General features: G+C 71.2%; 18 protein-coding genes. 3 read left to right on the top strand and 15 right to left on the bottom strand.

What is annotated here, in order from left to right; genetic code table 11:
* Positions 1–62: 62 nt before the first annotated feature.
* A complete protein-coding gene (locus ACZ4Z5_RS20795; protein WP_468264807.1) occupies positions 63–788 on the top strand; it encodes a hypothetical protein in 726 nt (241 codons plus the stop codon).
* On the opposite strand, the gene ACZ4Z5_RS20790 is transcribed toward ACZ4Z5_RS20795, so the two are convergent.
* Positions 751–2,013 (bottom strand): cytochrome P450, encoded by a 1,263-nt coding sequence (locus ACZ4Z5_RS20790; protein WP_468264805.1) that lies wholly within the window; start codon positions 2,011–2,013, stop codon positions 751–753. The genes ACZ4Z5_RS20795 and ACZ4Z5_RS20790 overlap by 38 nt on opposite strands.
* Positions 2,010–2,783, bottom strand: coding sequence for an alpha/beta fold hydrolase (locus ACZ4Z5_RS20785; protein ID WP_468264803.1), 774 nt, complete (start codon positions 2,781–2,783; stop codon positions 2,010–2,012). Before ACZ4Z5_RS20785 ends, ACZ4Z5_RS20790 begins: the two co-directional genes overlap by 4 nt.
* Before the next feature lie 446 nt (positions 2,784–3,229).
* On the opposite strand from ACZ4Z5_RS20785, the gene ACZ4Z5_RS20780 reads away from it, so the two are divergent.
* Complete coding sequence (locus ACZ4Z5_RS20780) at positions 3,230–4,822, top strand: CocE/NonD family hydrolase (RefSeq protein WP_468264801.1); 1,593 nt, start codon at positions 3,230–3,232, stop codon at positions 4,820–4,822.
* 128 nt (positions 4,823–4,950) lie between these two features.
* Here ACZ4Z5_RS20780 and ACZ4Z5_RS20775 read toward each other — a convergent pair whose 3' ends face one another.
* The 12 genes from ACZ4Z5_RS20775 to ACZ4Z5_RS20720 all read right to left on the bottom strand — a co-directional run bounded on the left by ACZ4Z5_RS20775 (position 4,951) and on the right by ACZ4Z5_RS20720 (position 16,281).
* Complete coding sequence (locus tag ACZ4Z5_RS20775) at positions 4,951–5,694, bottom strand: amino acid ABC transporter ATP-binding protein (protein WP_468264799.1); 744 nt, start codon at positions 5,692–5,694, stop codon at positions 4,951–4,953.
* Positions 5,695–5,848: 154 nt separating this feature from the next.
* Positions 5,849–6,298: a DUF6278 family protein gene (locus ACZ4Z5_RS20770; protein WP_468264797.1), complete on the bottom strand. Its 450-nt coding sequence runs from the start codon at positions 6,296–6,298 to the stop codon at positions 5,849–5,851.
* A 96-nt stretch (positions 6,299–6,394) separates the two neighbouring features.
* Positions 6,395–7,174 carry an exodeoxyribonuclease III gene (locus ACZ4Z5_RS20765; RefSeq protein WP_468264795.1) on the bottom strand — a complete coding sequence of 260 codons (780 nt, stop codon included), beginning with the start codon at positions 7,172–7,174 and terminating at the stop codon, positions 6,395–6,397.
* Positions 7,175–7,204: 30 nt separating this feature from the next.
* Entirely contained in the window at positions 7,205–7,843 is a 639-nt protein-coding gene (locus tag ACZ4Z5_RS20760; RefSeq protein ID WP_468264793.1) for an MBL fold metallo-hydrolase, read from the bottom strand.
* A 12-nt stretch (positions 7,844–7,855) separates the two neighbouring features.
* Entirely contained in the window at positions 7,856–9,130 is a 1,275-nt protein-coding gene (gene pcaDC, locus ACZ4Z5_RS20755) for a bifunctional 3-oxoadipate enol-lactonase/4-carboxymuconolactone decarboxylase PcaDC (RefSeq protein WP_468264791.1), read from the bottom strand.
* 36 nt (positions 9,131–9,166) lie between these two features.
* Positions 9,167–9,757, bottom strand: a complete 591-nt coding sequence (locus tag ACZ4Z5_RS20750; RefSeq protein WP_468264789.1) for a hypothetical protein — start codon at positions 9,755–9,757, stop codon at positions 9,167–9,169.
* Complete coding sequence (locus ACZ4Z5_RS20745; RefSeq protein WP_468264787.1) at positions 9,757–10,911, bottom strand: ROK family glucokinase; 1,155 nt, start codon at positions 10,909–10,911, stop codon at positions 9,757–9,759. The genes ACZ4Z5_RS20750 and ACZ4Z5_RS20745 overlap by 1 nt, the downstream gene beginning before the upstream one ends.
* 140 nt (positions 10,912–11,051) lie before the next feature.
* Positions 11,052–11,966, bottom strand: coding sequence for an ATP-binding cassette domain-containing protein (locus ACZ4Z5_RS20740; RefSeq protein ID WP_468264785.1), 915 nt, complete (start codon positions 11,964–11,966; stop codon positions 11,052–11,054).
* Positions 11,963–13,003, bottom strand: coding sequence for an ABC transporter permease (locus ACZ4Z5_RS20735; protein WP_468264783.1), 1,041 nt, complete (start codon positions 13,001–13,003; stop codon positions 11,963–11,965). Before ACZ4Z5_RS20735 ends, ACZ4Z5_RS20740 begins: the two co-directional genes overlap by 4 nt.
* A gap of 82 nt (positions 13,004–13,085) precedes the next feature.
* Positions 13,086–14,099 carry a sugar ABC transporter substrate-binding protein gene (locus ACZ4Z5_RS20730; RefSeq protein WP_468264781.1) on the bottom strand — a complete coding sequence of 338 codons (1,014 nt, stop codon included), beginning with the start codon at positions 14,097–14,099 and terminating at the stop codon, positions 13,086–13,088.
* Positions 14,100–14,210: 111 nt separating this feature from the next.
* Positions 14,211–15,203 carry a sugar ABC transporter substrate-binding protein gene (locus ACZ4Z5_RS20725; RefSeq protein ID WP_468264779.1) on the bottom strand — a complete coding sequence of 331 codons (993 nt, stop codon included), beginning with the start codon at positions 15,201–15,203 and terminating at the stop codon, positions 14,211–14,213.
* 358 nt (positions 15,204–15,561) lie between these two features.
* Positions 15,562–16,281 carry a GntR family transcriptional regulator gene (locus tag ACZ4Z5_RS20720; protein WP_468265034.1) on the bottom strand — a complete coding sequence of 240 codons (720 nt, stop codon included), beginning with the start codon at positions 16,279–16,281 and terminating at the stop codon, positions 15,562–15,564.
* Positions 16,282–16,424: 143 nt separating this feature from the next.
* Between ACZ4Z5_RS20720 and ACZ4Z5_RS20715 the strand changes: the two genes are divergently transcribed.
* Positions 16,425–17,429, top strand: a complete 1,005-nt coding sequence (locus tag ACZ4Z5_RS20715; RefSeq protein WP_468264777.1) for a Gfo/Idh/MocA family protein — start codon at positions 16,425–16,427, stop codon at positions 17,427–17,429.
* A gap of 79 nt (positions 17,430–17,508) precedes the next feature.
* On the opposite strand, the gene ACZ4Z5_RS20710 is transcribed toward ACZ4Z5_RS20715, so the two are convergent.
* Positions 17,509–18,672 (bottom strand): cytochrome P450 family protein, encoded by a 1,164-nt coding sequence (locus ACZ4Z5_RS20710; protein ID WP_468265032.1) that lies wholly within the window; start codon positions 18,670–18,672, stop codon positions 17,509–17,511.
* Positions 18,673–18,684: the final 12 nt, after the last annotated feature.

Genomic DNA, 18,684 nt, shown 5'->3' with positions numbered 1-18,684 from the left:
GCGCGCCGCCTCGTCAGGACCGCCTCGTCGGCTGTCCGGCGGTGCCGATACGATCCCCGGCCATGACTGACGACGTGCGTGACATCGTGCTCGGGGTGATAGCCGCCGCCGTGAGCGGTTCGATCGGCTGGCTGGCCCGTACGTACCTCTGGAAGCGCAGGTTGCGCCTCCGCCGGAGGTTCCTGGGCCTTCCCTCCGGGTCGGAATGCATGCTGGTCGTGAACCGCAAGGCGAACCAGAACCAGAACCACGGGGTGCACCAGCAGGACGTGTTCGCGCTGCTCGAACTGTCGGCCCTGATCAAGGATTGCGGGGCCCATGCCCGCATCGTCTCACACGACGCGGCGCAGCAGGGCTTCGGCGAGCGGACCGAGTTCTGTCTTGGCGGCCCGACCTCGAATCAGCGGACGGCCGCGCACCTGCGCTCGCTGCTGCCGGGTGTGTCGGTCACCACGGACGCCGAAGCGATCGCGGACCGTGCGATGTTCCGGATCGGCGACGACGAGTACCGGATGGAGCGCGGCGAGACCGAGTACGTGCTGCTGGCGCGGCTCGTCATGGAGGCCGGCACCCGGCCGGTGTTCCTGTTCTGCGGGCAGCGCGCAGTGACGAACCAGGCGGCGGCCCGCTACCTGGCCCGGCACCATGAGCGTCTGGGCAGGAAGTACGGGGACGAGTCGTTCTGCCTGCTGCTGAAGGTGGTCAACTCCGAGGCGTACGGGCCGGATGTGGTGGAGCTGGTCGCGGACGTCACCCGAGTCGCACGGGCAGAGCCTTCAGCCCGTTGACGAAGTTGGAGACGAGCCGGCGCGGCGGGCCGGAGAGGGACACGGCGGGCAGGGTCCGCAGTGCTTCCTCGTGGAGCACGCGCAGTTGCAGCCGGGCGAAGTGCGCGCCGAGGCAGACGTGCGGCCCGTCGCCGAACGAGACGTGGGGATTGGGATCCCGGGACAGGTCGAGGCGGTGCGGGGCGTCGAAGACCCGCTCGTCGTAGTTGGCGGAGCCGTGGAAGACCACGACCTTGTCGCCGGCCCGGAGCCGCTGCCCGGCGAGTTCGGTGTCCCAGCCGGCGGTACGGCGGAAGCTGAGGACGGGCGGGTGCCAGCGCAGCAGTTCCTCGACGGCGGTCGCCACCCGTACCTTGCCGGAGCGGAGTCCTCGCTGCTCTCCGGGGTGTTCGGCGAGGGCCAGGAATCCACCGGGGGCCGCGCTGCGGACGGTGTCGTTGCCGGCGACGGTGAGCAGGAAGAAGAACATCTCCAGTTCGCCGTCGTCGAGTTCGGCCGCGGCGAGAGAGGTCATGACATCGTCGCCGGGGTGCCGCCGTTTGTGTGCGGCGAGTTCCCGGGCGTACTGGAACATCTCGCCCAGCATCGCGGGGGAGCGGGGGTTGACGGGCGCCCCGTCGGGGCCGAGCACGGGTGACTCGTCGGGGTCCTGGTAGCCGATGACGCGTTCGGTCCAGTCGAGGAGCAGTCCGCGGTCCTGCTCGGGCACGCCCAGCAGGTCGGAGAGGTTGAGCAGGGCGTACTCGTCGGTGACCGTGCGGACGAGGTCCACGGTGCCGTCCTCGGCGGCCGACCGGGCCGCTTCGAGCAGCGCCCGTGCCCGCTCGCGAGCCGACCGTTCGAAGCGGTCGACACGGGCGGGGGTGAAGGCCGCGCTGACCAGGCGGCGCAGCCGGCCGTGGCCGGACGCGGGCTGCCCGGGGGTGCGGGGGACGGGGTCCTGGTTGAGCATCATGCGCCGGATGAACGGCAGGTCGGCCGGGTCGGGGTCGCGGATCTGGGTGGCTCCGAGGTGGGACGAGAAGACCCGGGCGTCCTTGAGGACCCGGACCACGTCCTGGTGCCGGGTGACGGCCCAGAATCCGGGCCCCGCGGGCCAGCCGAGGACCTCGTACTCCTCCTGCCGGGCCACCGGGTGCCGGTCGCGCAGCTCCCGGTAGGCCCCGTGGGGCAACCCGCGGGCGTAGACCCGCGGGTCGAAGACATCGGGGACCGGGTCGGTCATCCGGCGTCCGCGCGCAGGAAGTCCTCGACCGCGCGGACCAGGTCGAGGGGGGCCTCGTCCATGGCGTAGTGGCCGGCGCCCGCCAGTTCGACGAGTTCGCCCTGCGGGTACCAGGCCAGCCAGGTCTGCCGCATGAGGTCGGCACCGAGTGCGGGGTCGAGGGCGCCGACGACGGCGAGGGCGGGGACGGTGCTGCCCTCGACCTCGCTGTGGAAGTCCTCGCCCGCCCAGGAGTCGAGCCAGGCGCGGAACGCCTTGGGGTCGCTGCAGTCGAGGGAGCGGCGCACCATGCGGTCGAGCCAGGCGCCGGGCCGTACGCCGCCGGTGGTGGTGTCGATGATGATCCGCCGGTTCTCGGGCCGTTCGGCCGCCTCGGCGAACAACTCCCACTGCTCGGGCGGCATCGGCAGTCCGCTGGCGGGGACCGGCGAGACGCCCACGATGCGGCGGACGCGCTGCGGGGCGATGGCGAGGATCCGCTGTGCGACGGCTCCGCCCATCGAGTGTCCGACGACGGAGAAGCGGTCCCAGCCGAGCCGGTCGGCGAGTGCGAGCACGTCGTGGGCGGCCTGCCCCGTGGTGTGGGCGCCGCCGGCGTCCCGGGCCTCGCCGTAGCCGCGCAGGTCGACGAACGCGTAACTGAAGGAGTCCGGATCGAGGTCGTCGCGTACGGGGGCGTAGGCGTCGCGGTCGGCGAGCCAGCCGTGGACGGCGACGACCCGGTGGGGTCCGTCACCGAGCAGCAGGTGGGGCGGTACGAAGGGGGCCACGGGCGCTCCGATCGGAGGGGTGGACGGCCGGACGTCGATAGCCTGGCCCGCCGGGATCCGCGTCACACCTGACGGCCGGGGAATTCCTCCTTCGCCGGCGCACCACGATGACGATCGGACGATCAAGCCCGGAGCCGGCGGCGATGCGCGCCCCGACCGGCTGTGAGGGGATTCGCCGAGCCGTCCGCGGCCGACGGGCTCGCCCTCGCCCGCCTCGCCGGTACCGCCTTCCGCGTCACCTGGGGTCCAGGCCTAGTCCAACTGCCTGGCCGACTACGGCCGTTGCCGGGTCCGGCCGCGCGAGAGGTCCGCCAGAACCTCCTGACGATGGACAACTGACGCCGTTTCCAACATCGTTACCCTCACGTAACTTACCGACCAGTTACCTTCGGTAAGGCTTTGGGGTTACCTTCGGGTCACTTTGCACGGACGCGAAGGAGCGTTTCATGGCATACCCCCACACGACCGCCGCGGCGATGGCGGTTGCGGCGCTGCTCGCCGGGACCGCCCTCACCTCCGCCCCGGCCGCGACGGCCGCCCCGTCGGCCTCGGACACCGGGTCGGCCACGGCTTCGGGGCTGACGTTCCACGACATCCCCGGGTCCGGCGGCGTCACCCTGAAGGGCAATGTGTTCACGCCTTCCGGAGCCGCCGTACGGACCACGGGACGCCATCCGCTGATCGTGCTGCCCAGCAGCTGGGGCCTCCCCCAGTTCGAATACATCGTGCAGGCACAGAAGTTGGCCGATGCCGGCTATGTCGTGGTCAGCTACACCTCACGCGGCTTCTACCTGTCCGGCGGCAGAATCGAGGTCGCCGGCCCCCCGGACACCGCCGATGTCTCGGCCGTGATCGACTGGGCTCTCGAACGCACCCCCGCCGACCCTGACCGCATCGGGGTGGCCGGGGTGTCCTACGGTGCGGGCATCTCCCTGCTGTCCGCGGCCCGCGACCCGCGCATCAAGGCGGTCGTCGCACTGAGCGGCTGGGCCGACCTCGTCGAATCGATCTACAGCGGCCGGACCCAGCACCGCCAGGCCGTCGGGGTGCTCTACGGGGCAGGCAAGGTGACGGGCCGTCCGAGCCCCGAACTCGACCGGATCATGAAGGACTTCCTCTCCTCCGACCTGACCAAGGAAGAGGAGATGAAGCAGTGGGGCCGCGTCCGCTCCCCCGCCGCCCACCTCGACTCCATCAACCGCAACGGCGCCGCCGTCATGCTGGGCAACGCCTGGGGCGACACCATCTTCCCGCCCAACACCTACGCGGACTTCTACGAGAAGCTCACCGGGCCCAAGCGGCTGGAGCTCCGCCCCGGCGACCACGCCACCGCCGAGATCACCGGCCTGTTCGGCCTGCCCAACGACACCTGGACCAACGCCCACCGCTGGTTCGCCCGTTACCTCAAGGGCGAGCGCAACGGCATCGACACCGAGCAGCCGGTGCAGCTGAAGTCCCGCTCCACCGGTGGGTACGAGGGCTACGACTCCTGGAAGGACGTGCCGAAGGGCACGGAGAGGATCGGCCTCGACAGCACGAAGAAGATCCGCGCCAACCTCGACTCGGGTGCCAACGGCGGCACGACGCTGCTCTCCAACACCATCGACCAGGTGCTGAAGGTGCCCCCGCTGGTGTCCGTGCCGCTGCTGCCGCGGCCGTTCGCCGCCGTCTGGCAGTCCGAGCGCTACGACTCGCCCCGCCGGATCCGCGGTACGGCCGAGCTGCACACCACGGTCACCAGCACCAAGGAGAGCGGCACCTTCATCGCCTACCTCTACGACGTGGGCCCGCTCGGCGTCGGCAAGCTGGTCACCAACGCCCCCTACACCTTCCACGGCCGGACACCGGGCGAGCCGTTCTCCGTGGACCTGGACCTGTTCTCCACCGCCTACGACGTACCGGCGGGCCACCGGCTCGCCGTGGTCGTCGACACCGTCGACCCGCTCTACATCGAGCACAACCCGTCCGGCGCGAAACTGACCTTCTCCTCACCGGAGGCGGACCCCTCCTGGGTGTCGGTCCCGCTGCGCGAGAAGTGAGCTCCGGCTGCTGCCGGGCGGACCGCCCGCCCCGCCCGACAGCAGCCCCGCCCGGCCGCCGCACGGTCCCGTTGCCCGCTGCCGCACGGTCCCGCCGACGGGCCGCGGCGCGGGCCACCCCGTACCGGTCAGTGCTTGAGGATCTTGGACAGGAAGTCCTTGGCGCGCTCGCTGCGCGGGTTGACGAAGAACTCGTCCGGCGGCGCCTCCTCCACGATCCTCCCGTCGTCCATGAACACCACGCGATGGGCGGCGTACCGGGCGAAGCCCATCTCGTGCGTGACGACGACCATGGTCATCCCGTCCCGGGCGAGCTGCCGCATGACCGCCAGCACTTCGTTGATCATCTCGGGGTCGAGGGCCGAGGTCGGCTCGTCGAAGAGCATCACCTTCGGGTCCATCGCCAGCGCACGGGCGATCGCGACGCGCTGCTGCTGACCGCCGGACAGCTGGGCGGGGAACTTGTCCGCCTGGTCGGCCAGCCCCACGCGGTCCAGCAGCTGCCGGGAATGCCGGTCCGCCTCGGCCCTCTTGCGCTTGCGCACCTTGATCTGCGCCGTGGACACATTGGCCAGCACGGTCTTGTGCGCGAAGAGGTTGAACGACTGGAAGACCATGCCCACGTCGGCGCGCAGCCGGGCGAGTTCCCTGGCCTGGTGGGGCAGCGGCCGCCCGTCGACGACGATCGTGCCGGACTGGACCGGCTCCAGACCGTTGATGGCGCGGCAGAGTGTCGACTTACCCGACCCGGACGGGCCGATGACGACCACCACCTCGCCACGGGCGACGGTGAGATCGATGTCCTGGAGAACGTGCAGCGAGCCGAAGTACTTGTTGACGTCCCTCAGCTCGATCAACGGCTCGAAGGCCATGGGCCCTGCCCCTCTGCGCTGTGTCGAGGTCAGCGCAAACTATCCGTCCCGGGCCCGTACCTCACTCGTGACACGCACGACCCGCGACACTCACGAGCCCCTCATACACACGGCCCCGGCAGTCACGACGGAAACCGAAGGGACCCGGGGGCCATCAGGCCTCGGCCGCCTCCGCGTACACCTGGGACAGCTCGGGTGCCCCGGAGGCCGCCCAGTCCAGGCCCGCCTCCACCACGTTGATCTCCCGGCCGGAGGCCAGCCGGACCACCGGCTGCCCGCTCGGCCAGAAGGCCCAGGCCGCGCCCGGGACCGTGCGGACGATCACCGTGCCCAGGTACAGCCCGGCGTCATTGCCCACCCAGGGCAGCTCCTCCGGGTCGTCGCGCCAGCGCGGCGGCAGCTGGTCGAGCGCCTGCAAGGACGCCGCGGAGTCGTCGAGTTCGAGCCCGTACCGGCCGGCCCGCTGACGCAGGAGCTCGCACTCGCCGAGGAGCTCCCCCACCCCCTCGGGATCGGTCTCCACCGCCTCGGCCAGCGTGGCCGCGGCGGCCGGTTCGGCCGGTTCACCGCGCTTGCGCCAATTATCCAAGAAAGGGATGTTCATACCGGTCAGCCTCCCATTCCCGACAACCGGCTCACCATCCGGCGCGCGGGCCCGGCGGCCCGTGGGCCCCGCGACGGCCGGTCCGGGGCCGAGGGCTCAGACGTCCAGGTCGACGACCACCGGGGCATGGTCGGAAGCGCCCTTGCCCTTGCGCTCCTCGCGGTCCACATAGCTGTCCTTCACGGCCTTCTTGAACGGCCCGTTGCCGTACACCAGGTCGATGCGCATACCCCGGTTCTTGGGGAAGCACAGCTGACGGTAGTCCCAGTAGGTGAACGGCTGGTCGTACTTGAGCGGCCGGGGCACCACGTCCGAGAGTCCCGCTTCGCGCAGTGCCGCGAGCGCCGCCCGTTCCGCGGGCGTCACATGGGTCATACCCTCGAAGAACCCCGGATCCCACACGTCCTCGTCGGCCGGTGCGATGTTGAAGTCGCCGAGCAGGGCGAACGGCCGCTCCCCCACGGTGTCCACGACGGTGGCCGTGCGCAGCGCATCGAGCCAGTCCAGCTTGTAGCCGTAGTGGTCGTGGCCGATCTCGCGGCCGTTCGGCACATAGACCGACCAGACACGGACCGGTCCGCAGGTCGCGGCGATCGCCCGGGGCTCCTGCACCCCCTCGTAGTCGGGACCGCCGGGCAGGCCCTTCACCACGTCCTCCAGGCCGACGCGGGAGACCACCGCCACGCCGTTCCACCGGCCGGTGGCGTTGACCGCCGATTCGTAGCCGAGCTCGCGCAGCTCGGCGGCGGGGAACTGCTCCTCGGTGGTCTTGGTCTCCTGGATGCAGAGCACGTCCGTGCCGGTGCTCTCCAGCCAGGCCAGCAGCCTGGGGAGACGGGCGGTGATCGAGTTGACGTTCCACGTGGCAATCCGCATGTACGCAAACCTACCGCCCGCCGCCGACACTCAGAGTTCGGTCGAATCCCCCGGGATCAGCCGGCCGTGGTCGCTGCCGCCCAGCTCCCCGATCTGCCGGTCGTAGATGGGCCGCGCGAGATCCGTGAGCAGCGCGTCGTGGATGTCGATGGCCCGGCGCGGGGCGACCTCCCGCACGTAGTCGATCACTTCGGAGATCTTGTTCCAGGGGGCCATCACGGGCAGCATCAGCGTGTCCACCGGCCGGTCGGGCACGGTGAGCGCGTCCCCGGGGTGGAAGACCGAGCCGTCGACCAGGAAGCCGACATTGGTGATCCGCGGGATGTCGGGGTGGATGACGGCGTGCAGCTCGCCGTGCACCTCCACCTCGAACCCGGCCGCGGTGAAGGTGTCGCCGTGGCCCACCGTGTGGACCCGGCCGGGGAAGGCCGCCGAGATCCGGTCGGCGACGCTGCGCAGCGTCCAGATCTCCGTGTCCGGCCGGGCGTCCATGGCGAGCCGCAGCCGCTGCTCGTCGAAGTGGTCGGGGTGCTCGTGGGTGACGAGGAGGACGTCGGCGCCGGCGGCCGCGTCCTCCTCGCTGAAGGCGCCCGGATCGATGACGAGCGTGCGGCCGTCCTTCTCCAGACGGACGCACGCGTGCTTCTTCTTCGTCAGCTTGATCGTCATGGGACCATCCTGCTACGCGTGCGGCGTCGTCTCCTGCCGGATGACGTCCCCGGCCACCCTGAAGGCGGCGCCCGCGGCCGGTGTGCCGCAGTACACGGCGGTCTGCAGCAGCACCTCGCGGATTTGGGCGGGCGTGAGACCGTTGCGCAGCGCGGCCCGGGTGTGCACGGCCAGCTCCTCCAGGTGGCCGCCCGCCACGAGGGCGGTCAGGGCGATGCAGCTGCGGGTGCGCCGGTCCAGGCCCTCGCCGCCCCACACCTCGCCCCAGGCGTAACGGGTGACCAGTTCCTGGAATCCGGCGGTGAAGTCGTCGCCGGGGTCCATGACCCGGTCGACATGGGCGTCGCCGAGGACTTCCCGGCGGATGCGCAGTCCGGTGTCGTACGGGTCGGGGCGGCTCTCGGCGGGTGCCGGGCCGGCCGGTGGCACCGGTGGTGCGTCTTCGGCGGCCGGAGCGCCGCCCTGCGCCGGCAAGGCCGGTGCCGGCACGACGGGGAGGACGCCCGTGGTGTCCTGGGGGGCGTCGGCGAAGTGTTCGGCCAGGAGGTCGGTGACGGCTCCGGGCTGTTCCACGGGCGCGAGGTGGGAGGCGCCGGGGACGACGGCGAGGCGGGCGTCCGGGATGCCCGCGACGAGGGTGCGGGCGTCTGCGGGGCCGGTGATCCGGTCCTCGGAGCCGACCAGGACCAGCGTCGGCACGCCGATCCTGCCGAGCTCGGCGCGGATGTCGAAGGCGGCCAGCGCCTCGCAAGCGGCGATGTAGCAGCCCGGGTCGGTGGCACGGACCATCTGTAGGGCCCAGTCGACGATGGCGGGCTGGGCCGCCGCGAACGCTCCGGTGAACCACTGCTCGGGCGCCGCCCGGGCGATGGGTTCCAGACCGTGGGTGCGGACGATCACGCCGCGCTGCCGGAGCTCGTCGGCCGTGCCGAACCGGGGCGAGGCGGCGACGAGGGCGAGCGAGGCGACGCGGTTCGGATGGCGCAGTACCAGGTCGGCTCCGACCGCGCCGGCGATGGAGCAGCCGGCATAGCCGAAGCGCTGGACGCCGAGTTCGTCGAGGGTGGCGAGCAGCCGGTCGCCGAGTTCCTGGACGGATGCGGCGGGATGGGCGGGTGCGCCGCCGTGGCCGGGGAGGTCGAAGCGGACGATCCGCCGTCCGGTGGCGAGCTCGGGTATCTGCCGGTCCCACATGTGACCGGTGGTGCCGAGCGAGGGGCCGAGCACGAGGACGGGGGCGTCGTCCGGGCCGTCGATCCGGTACTGGAGGGTCTGGGTCTCACTCACCCGCGTCACCCTAACGACCGGCACGGCTACGTGCGGTCAGGGGGTGGCGGTGGAGACCACGTACACGACGGGTCCGTCCGGGTCGGTGCGGTCCACGGTGATGGCCTGGCTGGGGAGCGGATCGGCCTGCCGGTGAACCGTGCCGGCCCACTGGCGCCCGGGACCGAAGCTCCAGCCGACCGTGTGCGCGTCGGACGGTTTGACCGTCACCTGTCCCGGTTCCAGGGCGGCGGTGCCGGTACCGACGTCCTTCAGGAAGCGGTCCAGGCCGTCGGGGGTGGTGCGGAACCGGACGTGGAGGCGGCTGACCTTCCAGTTGTTGGTCTCGTAGTAGACGACGGCCTCGGCGCCCTTGGGGACCGGCACCTCGTAGATCCTGCGCTGGACCGTGGAGGGCCAGCCGGCCCGCAGACCGTGCACGGCGACCTTGCGCGCCTTGTCGCGGCCGCTGTCCCGGCTCTGCTCTGCGGAGATCACCAGATAGCCGGCCGGGATGCCGATGAGGAGCACGATGACGCAGGCGGTCCGGAAGCGCCGGCGGATCATCTGCCGGCGGTCCTCGGCCGGCCCGGTCCGGTCCGGCCGGGTGGACTGGCGCGGCACGGTGGGGCGGTCGGCCGGTGTCATCACGGGGATCCCTGGGTGGTGCGGTCACTGCTGAGGGCGCGGGCGGCCCGGGCGTAGCGCTCGTGGCGCTCCACCCGTCGGCGGTTGGCTCGGCGGAACCGGCGCGCCACCATGCGGGCCAGGTCGGCCGCGCCGACCATACCCGCGTCCGGGCCGAGCTGTGCTCGCGCGATCCGGGCCTCGGGACGATAGCCGCGGCCGGTCAGGTGCCGCCGGAAGGCGTCGCGGGCGGGTCCGATCAGCAGGTCGTCGGCGGCACTCACACCGCCGCCGATGACGAAGCAGGACGGGTCCAGGGCGGCGGCGAGGTTGGCGATGCCGACGCCGAGCCACTGGCCGATCTCCTGGAGCAGTTCGACGCACATCGCGTCGCCCTCGCGGGCGAGTTCGGTGATGAGCGGGCCGGTGATGTCGGAGACGTTGCCCTTGACCCGCTCGATGATGTTGTAGGCGACCGGGGAGTCGGCTGCGGCCAGTTCGCGGGCCTCCCGCACCAGGGCGTTCCCGGAGCTGTACTGCTCCCAGCAGCCGCGGTTCCCGCACGGGCAGCGGTGGCCGCCCGGCACCACCTGCATATGACCGAATTCACCCGCCACCCCGTACTTGCCGCGCTTGACCTCGCCGTCCTGGAGGATCGCGCCGCCGATGCCGGTCCCGAGGGTGATCATGACGAGGTGGTCCTCGCCCCGGCCCGCCCCGAAGCGCCATTCCGCCCAGGCGGCGGTGTTGGCGTCGTTGTCGACCATGACGGGGACGGCGAGCCGGCCCTGGAGTGCGTCGCGGAGCGGCTCGTTGCGCCAGGCGAGGTGCGGTGCGAACAGCACGCGGTTGCGGTCGGCGTCGACCCAGCCGGCCGCGCCGATGCCGACGGCGTGCACGTCGTGGCGGTCGGAGAGGTCCAGGACCAGTTCGACGATGGTGTCCTCGACGACCTTGGGGCTCTTGGACTTGTCGGGGGTCTCGGTGCGCAGCTTCTCGAGGATGTTGCCGTCGGCGTCGACGACTCCGGCCATCACCTTGGTGCCGCCGATGTCGATGCCCACGGTGGGGACACGGGGGGCGGTCAGGAGGGAGCGGCGCTCGCGGGTGCCGACCGTGCGCAGGACCGTCGCCCGGGCCGCCCCGCGGTGGGTGAGTTCGCGGTAGGTGCTCATCGGGCGGCCCCCGATCGGCCGGAGGCGGTGGATCCGGGTGCGCGCACGAGTCTTGTCGTCCCTGTGGGTGTCGGGGCCGGGCTGGCGGCGGGGGCTGCCCGCTGTGACCGATTCTGCCACCGCCGGCCCGGCCGGGTCGGCTAGGGAGTGTCCTGCGGATCTTGGCCGTCCGGGTGGGCGCCGTGCTGGTCCGCACGGCCACCGTGCCCGTGCCGGCCGTGCTCCTCCGGGCCGCCGAGGTGGCGGGGCACGGGGGCGCGCTGCAGTTCGTGGCTGAGCTCCTCCAGTTCGCTGCCGCCGGCCATCTGCCGGGTCAGTTCGTCGAGGCTGATGCCGTCCTTGGTGTGGCTGCCGACCATGGTTCCGCGCTTGAGCAGGACGAACCGGTCGCCGACGAGATAGGCGTGGTGCGGGTTGTGGGTGATGAGCACGACTCCGAGTCCGGCGTCCCGGGCGGCCGCCACGTACTTCAGGACCACCCCGGACTGCTTGACGCCCAGGGCGGCGGTCGGCTCGTCGAGGACCAGGACCTTGGCGCCGAAGTACACGGCCCGGGCGATGGCCACGCACTGCCGCTCCCCACCGGAGAGGGTGCCGATGGGCTGGTCGACGTCGCGCAGGTCGATGCCCATGCGGAACAGTTCGGCGCGGGTGGTCTTCCGCATGAAGCCGACGTCGAGCCGCTTGAGCGGGCCGATGCCCACGGTCGGCTCGGAGCCGAGGAAGAAGTTCCGCCAGACGGGCATCAGCGGGACCACCGCGAGGTCCTGGTAGACGGTGGCGATGCCCAGGTCGAGGGCTTCGCGGGGCGAGGAGAGCGTGGTCTCCTCGCCCTCGATGCTGAGCGTGCCGGCGTCGTGCCGGTGCAGACCGGAGATGATCTTGATGAGGGTGGACTTGCCGGCGCCGTTGTCCCCCAGGACGCAGGTGATCTCGCCGGCGTGCACCTCCAGGGAGACGCCTTCGAGGGCACGGATGTGACCGTAGTGCTTGCTGACGTCGTCCAGCCGGACCAGTGCGGCCGCCTCGTGGGTCTGCTGCGTGGTCGCTGTCATGCGCTCGCCTCCGCCCGCTTGCGGACCCATGCGTTGAGCAGGGTGGCCAGGAGGAGCATCGCTCCCAGGAAGAACGTGAACCAGTCGGGGTTCCACTCGGCGTAGACGATGCCCTTGCTCGTCATGCCGAAGATGAGGGCGCCGACGGCGGAGCCGATCGCCGAGCCGTAGCCGCCGGTGATCAGGCAGCCGCCGATGACGGCCGCGATGATGTAGGTCAGTTCGTTGCCGACGCCCTCGCCCGACTGGACGACGTCGAACGAGAAGAGCAGGTGCTGGCCGGAGATCCAGGCGGCGAGGGCCACGCCCATGTACAGCCCGATACGGGTCCGGGTGACGGGTACGCCGACCGCTCGCGCCGCGTCGGAGGCGCCGCCCACGGCGAAGATCCAGTTACCGGCCCTGGTCCGGAGCAGCACCCAGGTGGCGACGGCCACCAGGGCGAACCACCACAGGACGGTGATCTTCACATCGACGTCCCCGAAGGTGAGCTGGGAGGCGAAGACGGCCTTGGCGGAGGCGAAGCCCTCCATGTCGGCGATGCTCTTGGTGGACACGGTGCCGCTGATCAGTTTGGTGAAACCGAGGTTGAGCCCGGTCAGCATCAGGAAGGTGCCCAGCGTGATGATGAAGCTCGGCAGCTTCGTACGGGTGAGCATCACGCCGTTGAAGAAGCCGATGGCGAGCGTCACGAGCAGCGAGACGCCGACCCCGACCCAGACGTTGGCCGTCATCTGGTAGCTGGCCATCGACGAGACCAGCGCGGAGCTCGTCACCATCACGCCGGCCGACAGGTCGAACTCGCCGCCGATCATCAGCATCGCCACCGGCACCGCCATGATGCCGATCACCGACGAGGCGTACAGGACGGTGGACAGGCTGGACGGCTGGAGGAAGGTGTCCGCGACGAGCGAGAAGAAGACGAAGACGGCGGCGGCGCCCACGACCGCGCCGAGTTCGGGCCTGCTCAGCACGCGGCGCAGCGGTGAGCGGTGCAGCAGCCGCTCGTCCGCGGGTGGTGGTGCCGTGGTGGTCACTGGTCCACCATCCTTTCTGCGGGCGCCAGTCGGATGCTCGTGGTCGGATGCCGGTGAGAGCCGGGGTGACGGCCTGGGGTGGTCATCGGGTCCCCCGCTTCGTGTAGTCCTCGAGCTCGGCGGCGTCGTCCTTGGTGATGATCTGGGGCCCGGTCAGCACCGGACGGCCGCCGCCGAGCACATCGGCGTTGTACCTGTGGAGCCACAGCAGGTCGATGGCCTCGTAGCCCTGGAGGTAGGGCTGCTGGTCGACGGCGAAGCCGAGCGTCCCGTCCTTGAGGGCGGCCGCGACCTTGGCGTTGAGGTCGAAGGTGTCGATCTCGGCCGCGCTGCCCGCTCCCTCCTTGGCCTTGACCGCGGCGTCGGCGAAGGGCGCGCCGAGGGTGACCACGGCGTCGATACCCTTGTCCGCCTGGAGTTTCGCCTCGACGGCCGCCTGGACGTCGGGCATGTTGGTGCCGTCGACGTAGAGGTTCTGCAGTTCGCCGTCGAAGGTCCTCGCGGCGCCGGCGCACCGCTGTTCATGACCGACGTTGCCCTGTTCGTGCAGGACGCACAGGGCCTTCTTGCGGCCGCGGCGGTCCAGTTCGTCGCCGACGGCCTCGCCGGCGACCGTCTCGTCCTGGCCGATATGGGTGAGGGCGCCCAGCTGCTTCGACTCGGCGGAGCCGGAGTTGACGGTGATCACCGGGATGCCCGCCTTGACGGCCTTGGCGACGACGTCCTTCAGGGCGTCGGGCTTGGCGAGGCTGACGACGAGTCCGTCGACCTTCTGGTCGATGGCGGCCTGCACCAGCTGGGCCTGCTGCTGCGCCTCGTCGTTGTGGGAGTACAGGAACTTGATGTTGTCCTTGACTGCGGCCTGCTTGGCACCGTTCTGGACGATGTCCCAGAAGGTGTCGCCCTCACCGGAGTGGGTGACCATGGCGAAGGTCCAGCGCGGGGTGTTCACGGCGGAGCGGCCCTCGGCTGCGGCCCGGGCCGCGCGTTCCTCGGCGCGCTTGCCGCCGGTGCTGCTGCACGCCGTCAGCGAGGCTCCGAGCACCGCCGCCAGCACGGCTCCGACCGTACGTACTCCTGTCCTTGTCCTTGCCACGACGCCGAGCCCTTCTTGCCGTACCGCTCCATGGGGCCGAGAACGGAGCAAACCGGACCCGGCCGCCCAAGTATGGTTCATCGGTGATCTCCGGCGGTTCATGGGGCAGGCTCATCGGGTGCCGCGGGCGGTGTACTTCTCGAGGGCCGGCACGTCCTTGCCGGTCACGATCGCCGGACCGGTGAGCACGGGCTTGCCGCCTCCGAGGACATTGCCGTTGGTCCTGTTGAGCCACAGTTCGTCGACGGCGAGGTAACCCTGGAGATAGGGCTGCTGGTCGACGGCGAAGCCGACCTCTCCGGCCTTGAGTCGCTTCACGACCTCGGCGTTGAGGTCGAAGGTGTCGATCTCGGCGGTGGAGCCGGCGCCCTGCCGGGCCTGGACGGAGGCGGCCGCGAAGGGCGCGCCGAGCGTGACGACGGTGTCGATGGCCTTGTCTGACTGGAGTTTCGCCTCGATGGACGAGGTGGAGGCCGGCATGTTGGTGCCTTCGACGTTGAGGTTCTCGACCGCGCCCTTGAAGGCCTTCTTCACCCCCGCGCAGCGCTCCTCGAGGGAGACGTTGCCCTGTTCGTGGATGACGCAGAGGGCCTTCTTCCGGCCGCGCTCGGTCAGTTCCTCCCCTACGGCCTCGCCCGCGACGCCCTCGTCCTGGCCTATGTGGCTGAGCGCGCCGAGCGTCTTGGAGTGCTGGGCTCCGGCGTTGATGGTGACGACGGGGATGCCCGCCTCGACGGCCTTGGCGACGACGTCCTTGAGGGCGTCGGGCTTGGCGAGGGTGACGATCAGTCCGTCCACCTTCTGGTCGATGGCCGTCTGGACGAGCTGCGCCTGCTGACCGCCTTCCTTGTCGGCGGAGTAGAGGAACTCGACGTTGTCCTTGGCCGCGGCGGCCTTGGCGCCGTTCTGGACGATGTCCCAGAAGGTGTCGCCCTCACCGGAGTGGGTGACCATCGCGATCTTGAGCCGGGGCGTCTTGGCCGCGGTGCCGCCTGCCGTGGCGTCGCCGCCCTCCTCGGACGCCTTGCCGCCCGAGGAGCTGCACCCGGCGACGCCGAGTGCCAGTGCGGTGAGCAGAACTGCTGCCGTGCGGGGTATGCGCATGGTGGGTCCGCCTTCCCTCCCAGCCGCCGGTTGCGGCTGGGGGAGATCTAACGGCGGTACCCGCGGGCCCGTCAATACTTTGTCCGAACATTCTTACGTGGGGAGACGGGGAGATGTCGCAAACACGCCTCCCGGGGACCTTCGCGAATCGCCCGGCACCGGCCGGACGGGCACGACCGCACCCGCACGGCCGAACCAGTACAGGGCGAGCGGGTGCCGGCCCGGCCGGGCCCGGCCATGGTCCACCGGACACCCCCTAACCCGATACCGCTGACATTGCGGGCTTCCAGGGCATGCCGATCGGAACATCGTTGCAGGTCAGCGAATCGCCAGCCCTGTCAAGTCAGCGGCATCGCCCCTAAGCCCTGACCAGGAGCTGGAAGTCGAAGGAGTAGCGCGAGGCCCGGTACAGGTGCGATCCGTATTCGACGGCGCGGCCCGTGTCGTCGAAGGTGGTGCGCTGCATCGTGAGCAGCGGCGCGCCCGGCGCCTCGGCCAGCAGCTCGGCTTCGTCCGGCTCCGCCGCACAGGCGCCGACCGACTGGCGGGCGCTGTGGAGGGTGATGCCCGCGGCCCGCATCATCCGGTACAGACCGGTGTTCTCCAGCTGCTCGGTGTCCAGCGGGAGCAGTCCGGCGGGCACGTGGTTGCGCAGGTGCGCCATCGGCTCGCCGTGCGCGTAGCGCAGCCGCTCGATGCGCTGCACCTCGCTGCCCTCCGGAACCCCGAGGGCCGCGGCCACCTGGGCCGTGGCGGGCTCGGGGACGTTGCGCAGCACCCGGGTGGTGGGCCGCTGCCCGGCCGCTTCGAGGTCGTCGTAGAGGCTGCTCAGCTCCAGGGGGCGGCGGACCTGGCTGTGCACCACCTGGGTGCCGACGCCGCGCCGTCTGACCAGCAGGCCCTTGTCGACGAGCGACTGGATGGCCTGGCGCACGGTCGGCCGGGACAGTCCGAGCCGGCCGGCCAGCTCGATCTCGTTGCCGAGCAGGCTGCCCGGGGTGAGGACTCCCTGCTCGATGGCCGATTCGAGCTGCTGGGACAGCTGGAAGTACAGCGGAACCGGACTGGTGCGGTCCACACTGAGCGGCAGGGACGCGGCGGGATCGGCGGGCTTGGACACCCCAGGAGCCTATCCGGCACGTCAGGACCATCGGAAGACCGGTCATCCGGTTGTCAGGACATTGCCTTGACAGCCCACCGGTCCCCGGCCACCTTTGGGCCATGCGCATCGGACTCATCGGCACCGGCCGGATCGGTTCCTTCCACGCGGCGGTGCTCGCCCGCCACCGCGACGTGGGTTCTCTGGTGGTGACCGACGCCGATCCGGCGCGCGCCACCGCGATCGCCAAACGGCTCGGAGCGACCGCGGCCCCGTCAGTCGACGAGATCTTCAAGTGGGGCATGGACGCGGTGGTGATCACCTCCGCGACCTCCGCCCATGCCGACCTGATCGGACGGGCGGCCCGCGCGGGGCTTCCCACGTTCTGCGAGAAGCCCATCGCCGTCGACCTGGCCGGCACCCTCGCCGCGCTGCGCGAGGTCGAGGAGGCCGGAACCGTGCTCCAGCTCGGCTTCATGCGCCGCTTCGACGTCGGGTACGGGACCGCCCGCGCACTGGTGCGCGCCGGGAAGCTCGGCCGGCTGCACACGGTGCGCGCGATCACCTCCGACCCCGCGCCGCCGCCGGCCGAGTACCTTCCGCTGTCCGGCGGCCTCTACCGGGACTGCCTGGTGCACGACTTCGACATCCTGCGCTGGGTGACCGGGCGTGAGGTGACCGAGGTGTACGCGACGGGTTCGGACGCGGGCCCGGCGATGTTCCGGGACGCGGGGGACGTCGACACGGCCGCCGCCGTGCTCCGGCTGGACGACGGCATCCTGGCCACCGCCACGGCGACCCGCTGCAACGGCGCGGGCTACGACGTCCGGATGGAGCTCGCGGGTGAGCTGGACCAGGTCTCGGTGGGCCTGGACGACCGCACGCCGATCACCTCCACCGAACCGCAGGGCCCGCCCGCGGCCGAGAAGCCCTGGCCGGGCTTCCTGGAGCGGTTCGCCGCGGCCTACGAGGCCGAACTCGACGCCTTCGTCCGCCTGATCCACGGCGAGGTGGAGAACCCGTGCGACGGCCGGGAGGCGCTCCACGCGCTGCGCATCGCCGAGGCGTGCGAACGCTCGCGCGCGGAACACCGTCCGGTACGGCTGGAGGAGATCCCCTCCGGGTGAGCCGGGCCCGGGCGGCGCCCGGCGACGGTTCCGCGCGGACGGACGCGGACGGACATGTGCCGAGCCGGCGGGTGTGCGGCTACCAGCGCACCGGGAGCCGCTCCGGCCCGCGGATGAGCATGCCGCCCCGCCAGGTCAGGGCTGCGGGGTGGGCGTCGAGCGCCAGGTCCGGGCAGCGCTCCAGCAGGGAGCGGATCGCGATCCTGGCCTCCAGCCGGGCCAGCGGGGCGCCCAGGCAGTAGTGGATGCCGTGCCCGAACGCGACATGGCCGCGTGCGTCGCGCCGGATGTCGAAGCGGTCGGGCTCGGGGAACCGGGCGGGGTCGCGGTTGGCGTCGGCTATGGCGACCAGCACGAGTTCGCCGCCGCCCGGAACGACCGTGCCGCCGATGTCGACCGGGTCGACGGTGAAGCGGTACGTGGGGGTCTCGACCGGCCCGTCGTACCGCAGCATCTCCTCGACGGCGTTGTCGAGCAGACCGAAGTCGGCGCGGAGTGCGGCGAGTTGCTCGGGGTGCGTGAGCAGGGCGAGGACGCCGTTGGAGATGAGGTTGACAGTCGTCTCATGGCCGGCGACGAGCAACAGCCAGGCCATCCCCATGAGTTCGTCGCCGGTGAGCCGGTCGCCGTCGACGTCGGCGGTGTGGATGAGGGCGCTCAGCAGGTCGTCGCCGGGTGCCTTGCGCTTGTCGGCGAGCAGCTGGGAAAGATACCCGGTCATCTGCCTGGCCGCCTCGCCGCGGACGGCGACATCGCTGTGGGACAGGGCCGTGTTCGACCAGTCCCGGAAGGATTCCCGGTCCAGGTCGGGTACGCCGAGCAGCTCCCCGATGACGGTGATCGGCAGCGGGAAGGACAGCTGCTCGACGAGGTCGGCGGACCTGCCGGGCAGCGCGAGCATCGCGTCCAGCATGCCGTCGGTCATCTCCTGGACTCGCGGCGCGAGCGCGTCGATCCGCCGCGGGGTGAACTCCCGGGTGACCAGTTTGCGCAGCCGGGTGTGGTCGGGCACGTCCGAATTGAGCATGGTCTGACCGGCGGCGAGCGAGGACAGGCCCAGGTTCGGCGAGGCGTTGCACCACCTCTTGGACAGCCTGGGGTCGGCGAGGGCCGCGCGGCCCTCCTCGTAGCCGACGACCAGCCAGGCGTCGGCGCCTTCCGGCATGCGGATCCGGTGGACCGGGCCGCGGGCGCGCAGCTCCGCGTAGATCGGGTACGGATCGCGGGTGAAGTCCTCGCCCATCCGGGCGAGATC

This window comes from Streptomyces sp. NPDC030222, from assembly GCF_055573115.1.
The sequence above is the reverse complement of the archived record's forward strand: the minus strand, read 5'-3'. Positions and strand labels throughout refer to the sequence as shown.

Coding starts and splice junctions, on each gene's coding strand:
- ACZ4Z5_RS20795 (WP_468264807.1), top strand. CDS start 63: ATGACTGACGACGTGCGTGACATCGTGCTCGGGGTGATAGCCGCCGCC.
- ACZ4Z5_RS20790 (WP_468264805.1), bottom strand. CDS start 2,013: ATGACCGACCCGGTCCCCGATGTCTTCGACCCGCGGGTCTACGCCCGC.
- ACZ4Z5_RS20780 (WP_468264801.1), top strand. CDS start 3,230: ATGGCATACCCCCACACGACCGCCGCGGCGATGGCGGTTGCGGCGCTG.
- ACZ4Z5_RS20775 (WP_468264799.1), bottom strand. CDS start 5,694: ATGGCCTTCGAGCCGTTGATCGAGCTGAGGGACGTCAACAAGTACTTC.
- ACZ4Z5_RS20770 (WP_468264797.1), bottom strand. CDS start 6,298: ATGAACATCCCTTTCTTGGATAATTGGCGCAAGCGCGGTGAACCGGCC.
- ACZ4Z5_RS20765 (WP_468264795.1), bottom strand. CDS start 7,174: ATGCGGATTGCCACGTGGAACGTCAACTCGATCACCGCCCGTCTCCCC.
- ACZ4Z5_RS20760 (WP_468264793.1), bottom strand. CDS start 7,843: ATGACGATCAAGCTGACGAAGAAGAAGCACGCGTGCGTCCGTCTGGAG.
- ACZ4Z5_RS20750 (WP_468264789.1), bottom strand. CDS start 9,757: ATGACACCGGCCGACCGCCCCACCGTGCCGCGCCAGTCCACCCGGCCG.
- ACZ4Z5_RS20745 (WP_468264787.1), bottom strand. CDS start 10,911: ATGAGCACCTACCGCGAACTCACCCACCGCGGGGCGGCCCGGGCGACG.
- ACZ4Z5_RS20740 (WP_468264785.1), bottom strand. CDS start 11,966: ATGACAGCGACCACGCAGCAGACCCACGAGGCGGCCGCACTGGTCCGG.
- ACZ4Z5_RS20725 (WP_468264779.1), bottom strand. CDS start 15,203: ATGCGCATACCCCGCACGGCAGCAGTTCTGCTCACCGCACTGGCACTC.
- ACZ4Z5_RS20715 (WP_468264777.1), top strand. CDS start 16,425: ATGCGCATCGGACTCATCGGCACCGGCCGGATCGGTTCCTTCCACGCG.
- ACZ4Z5_RS20710 (WP_468265032.1), bottom strand. CDS start 18,672: ATGGGCGAGGACTTCACCCGCGATCCGTACCCGATCTACGCGGAGCTG.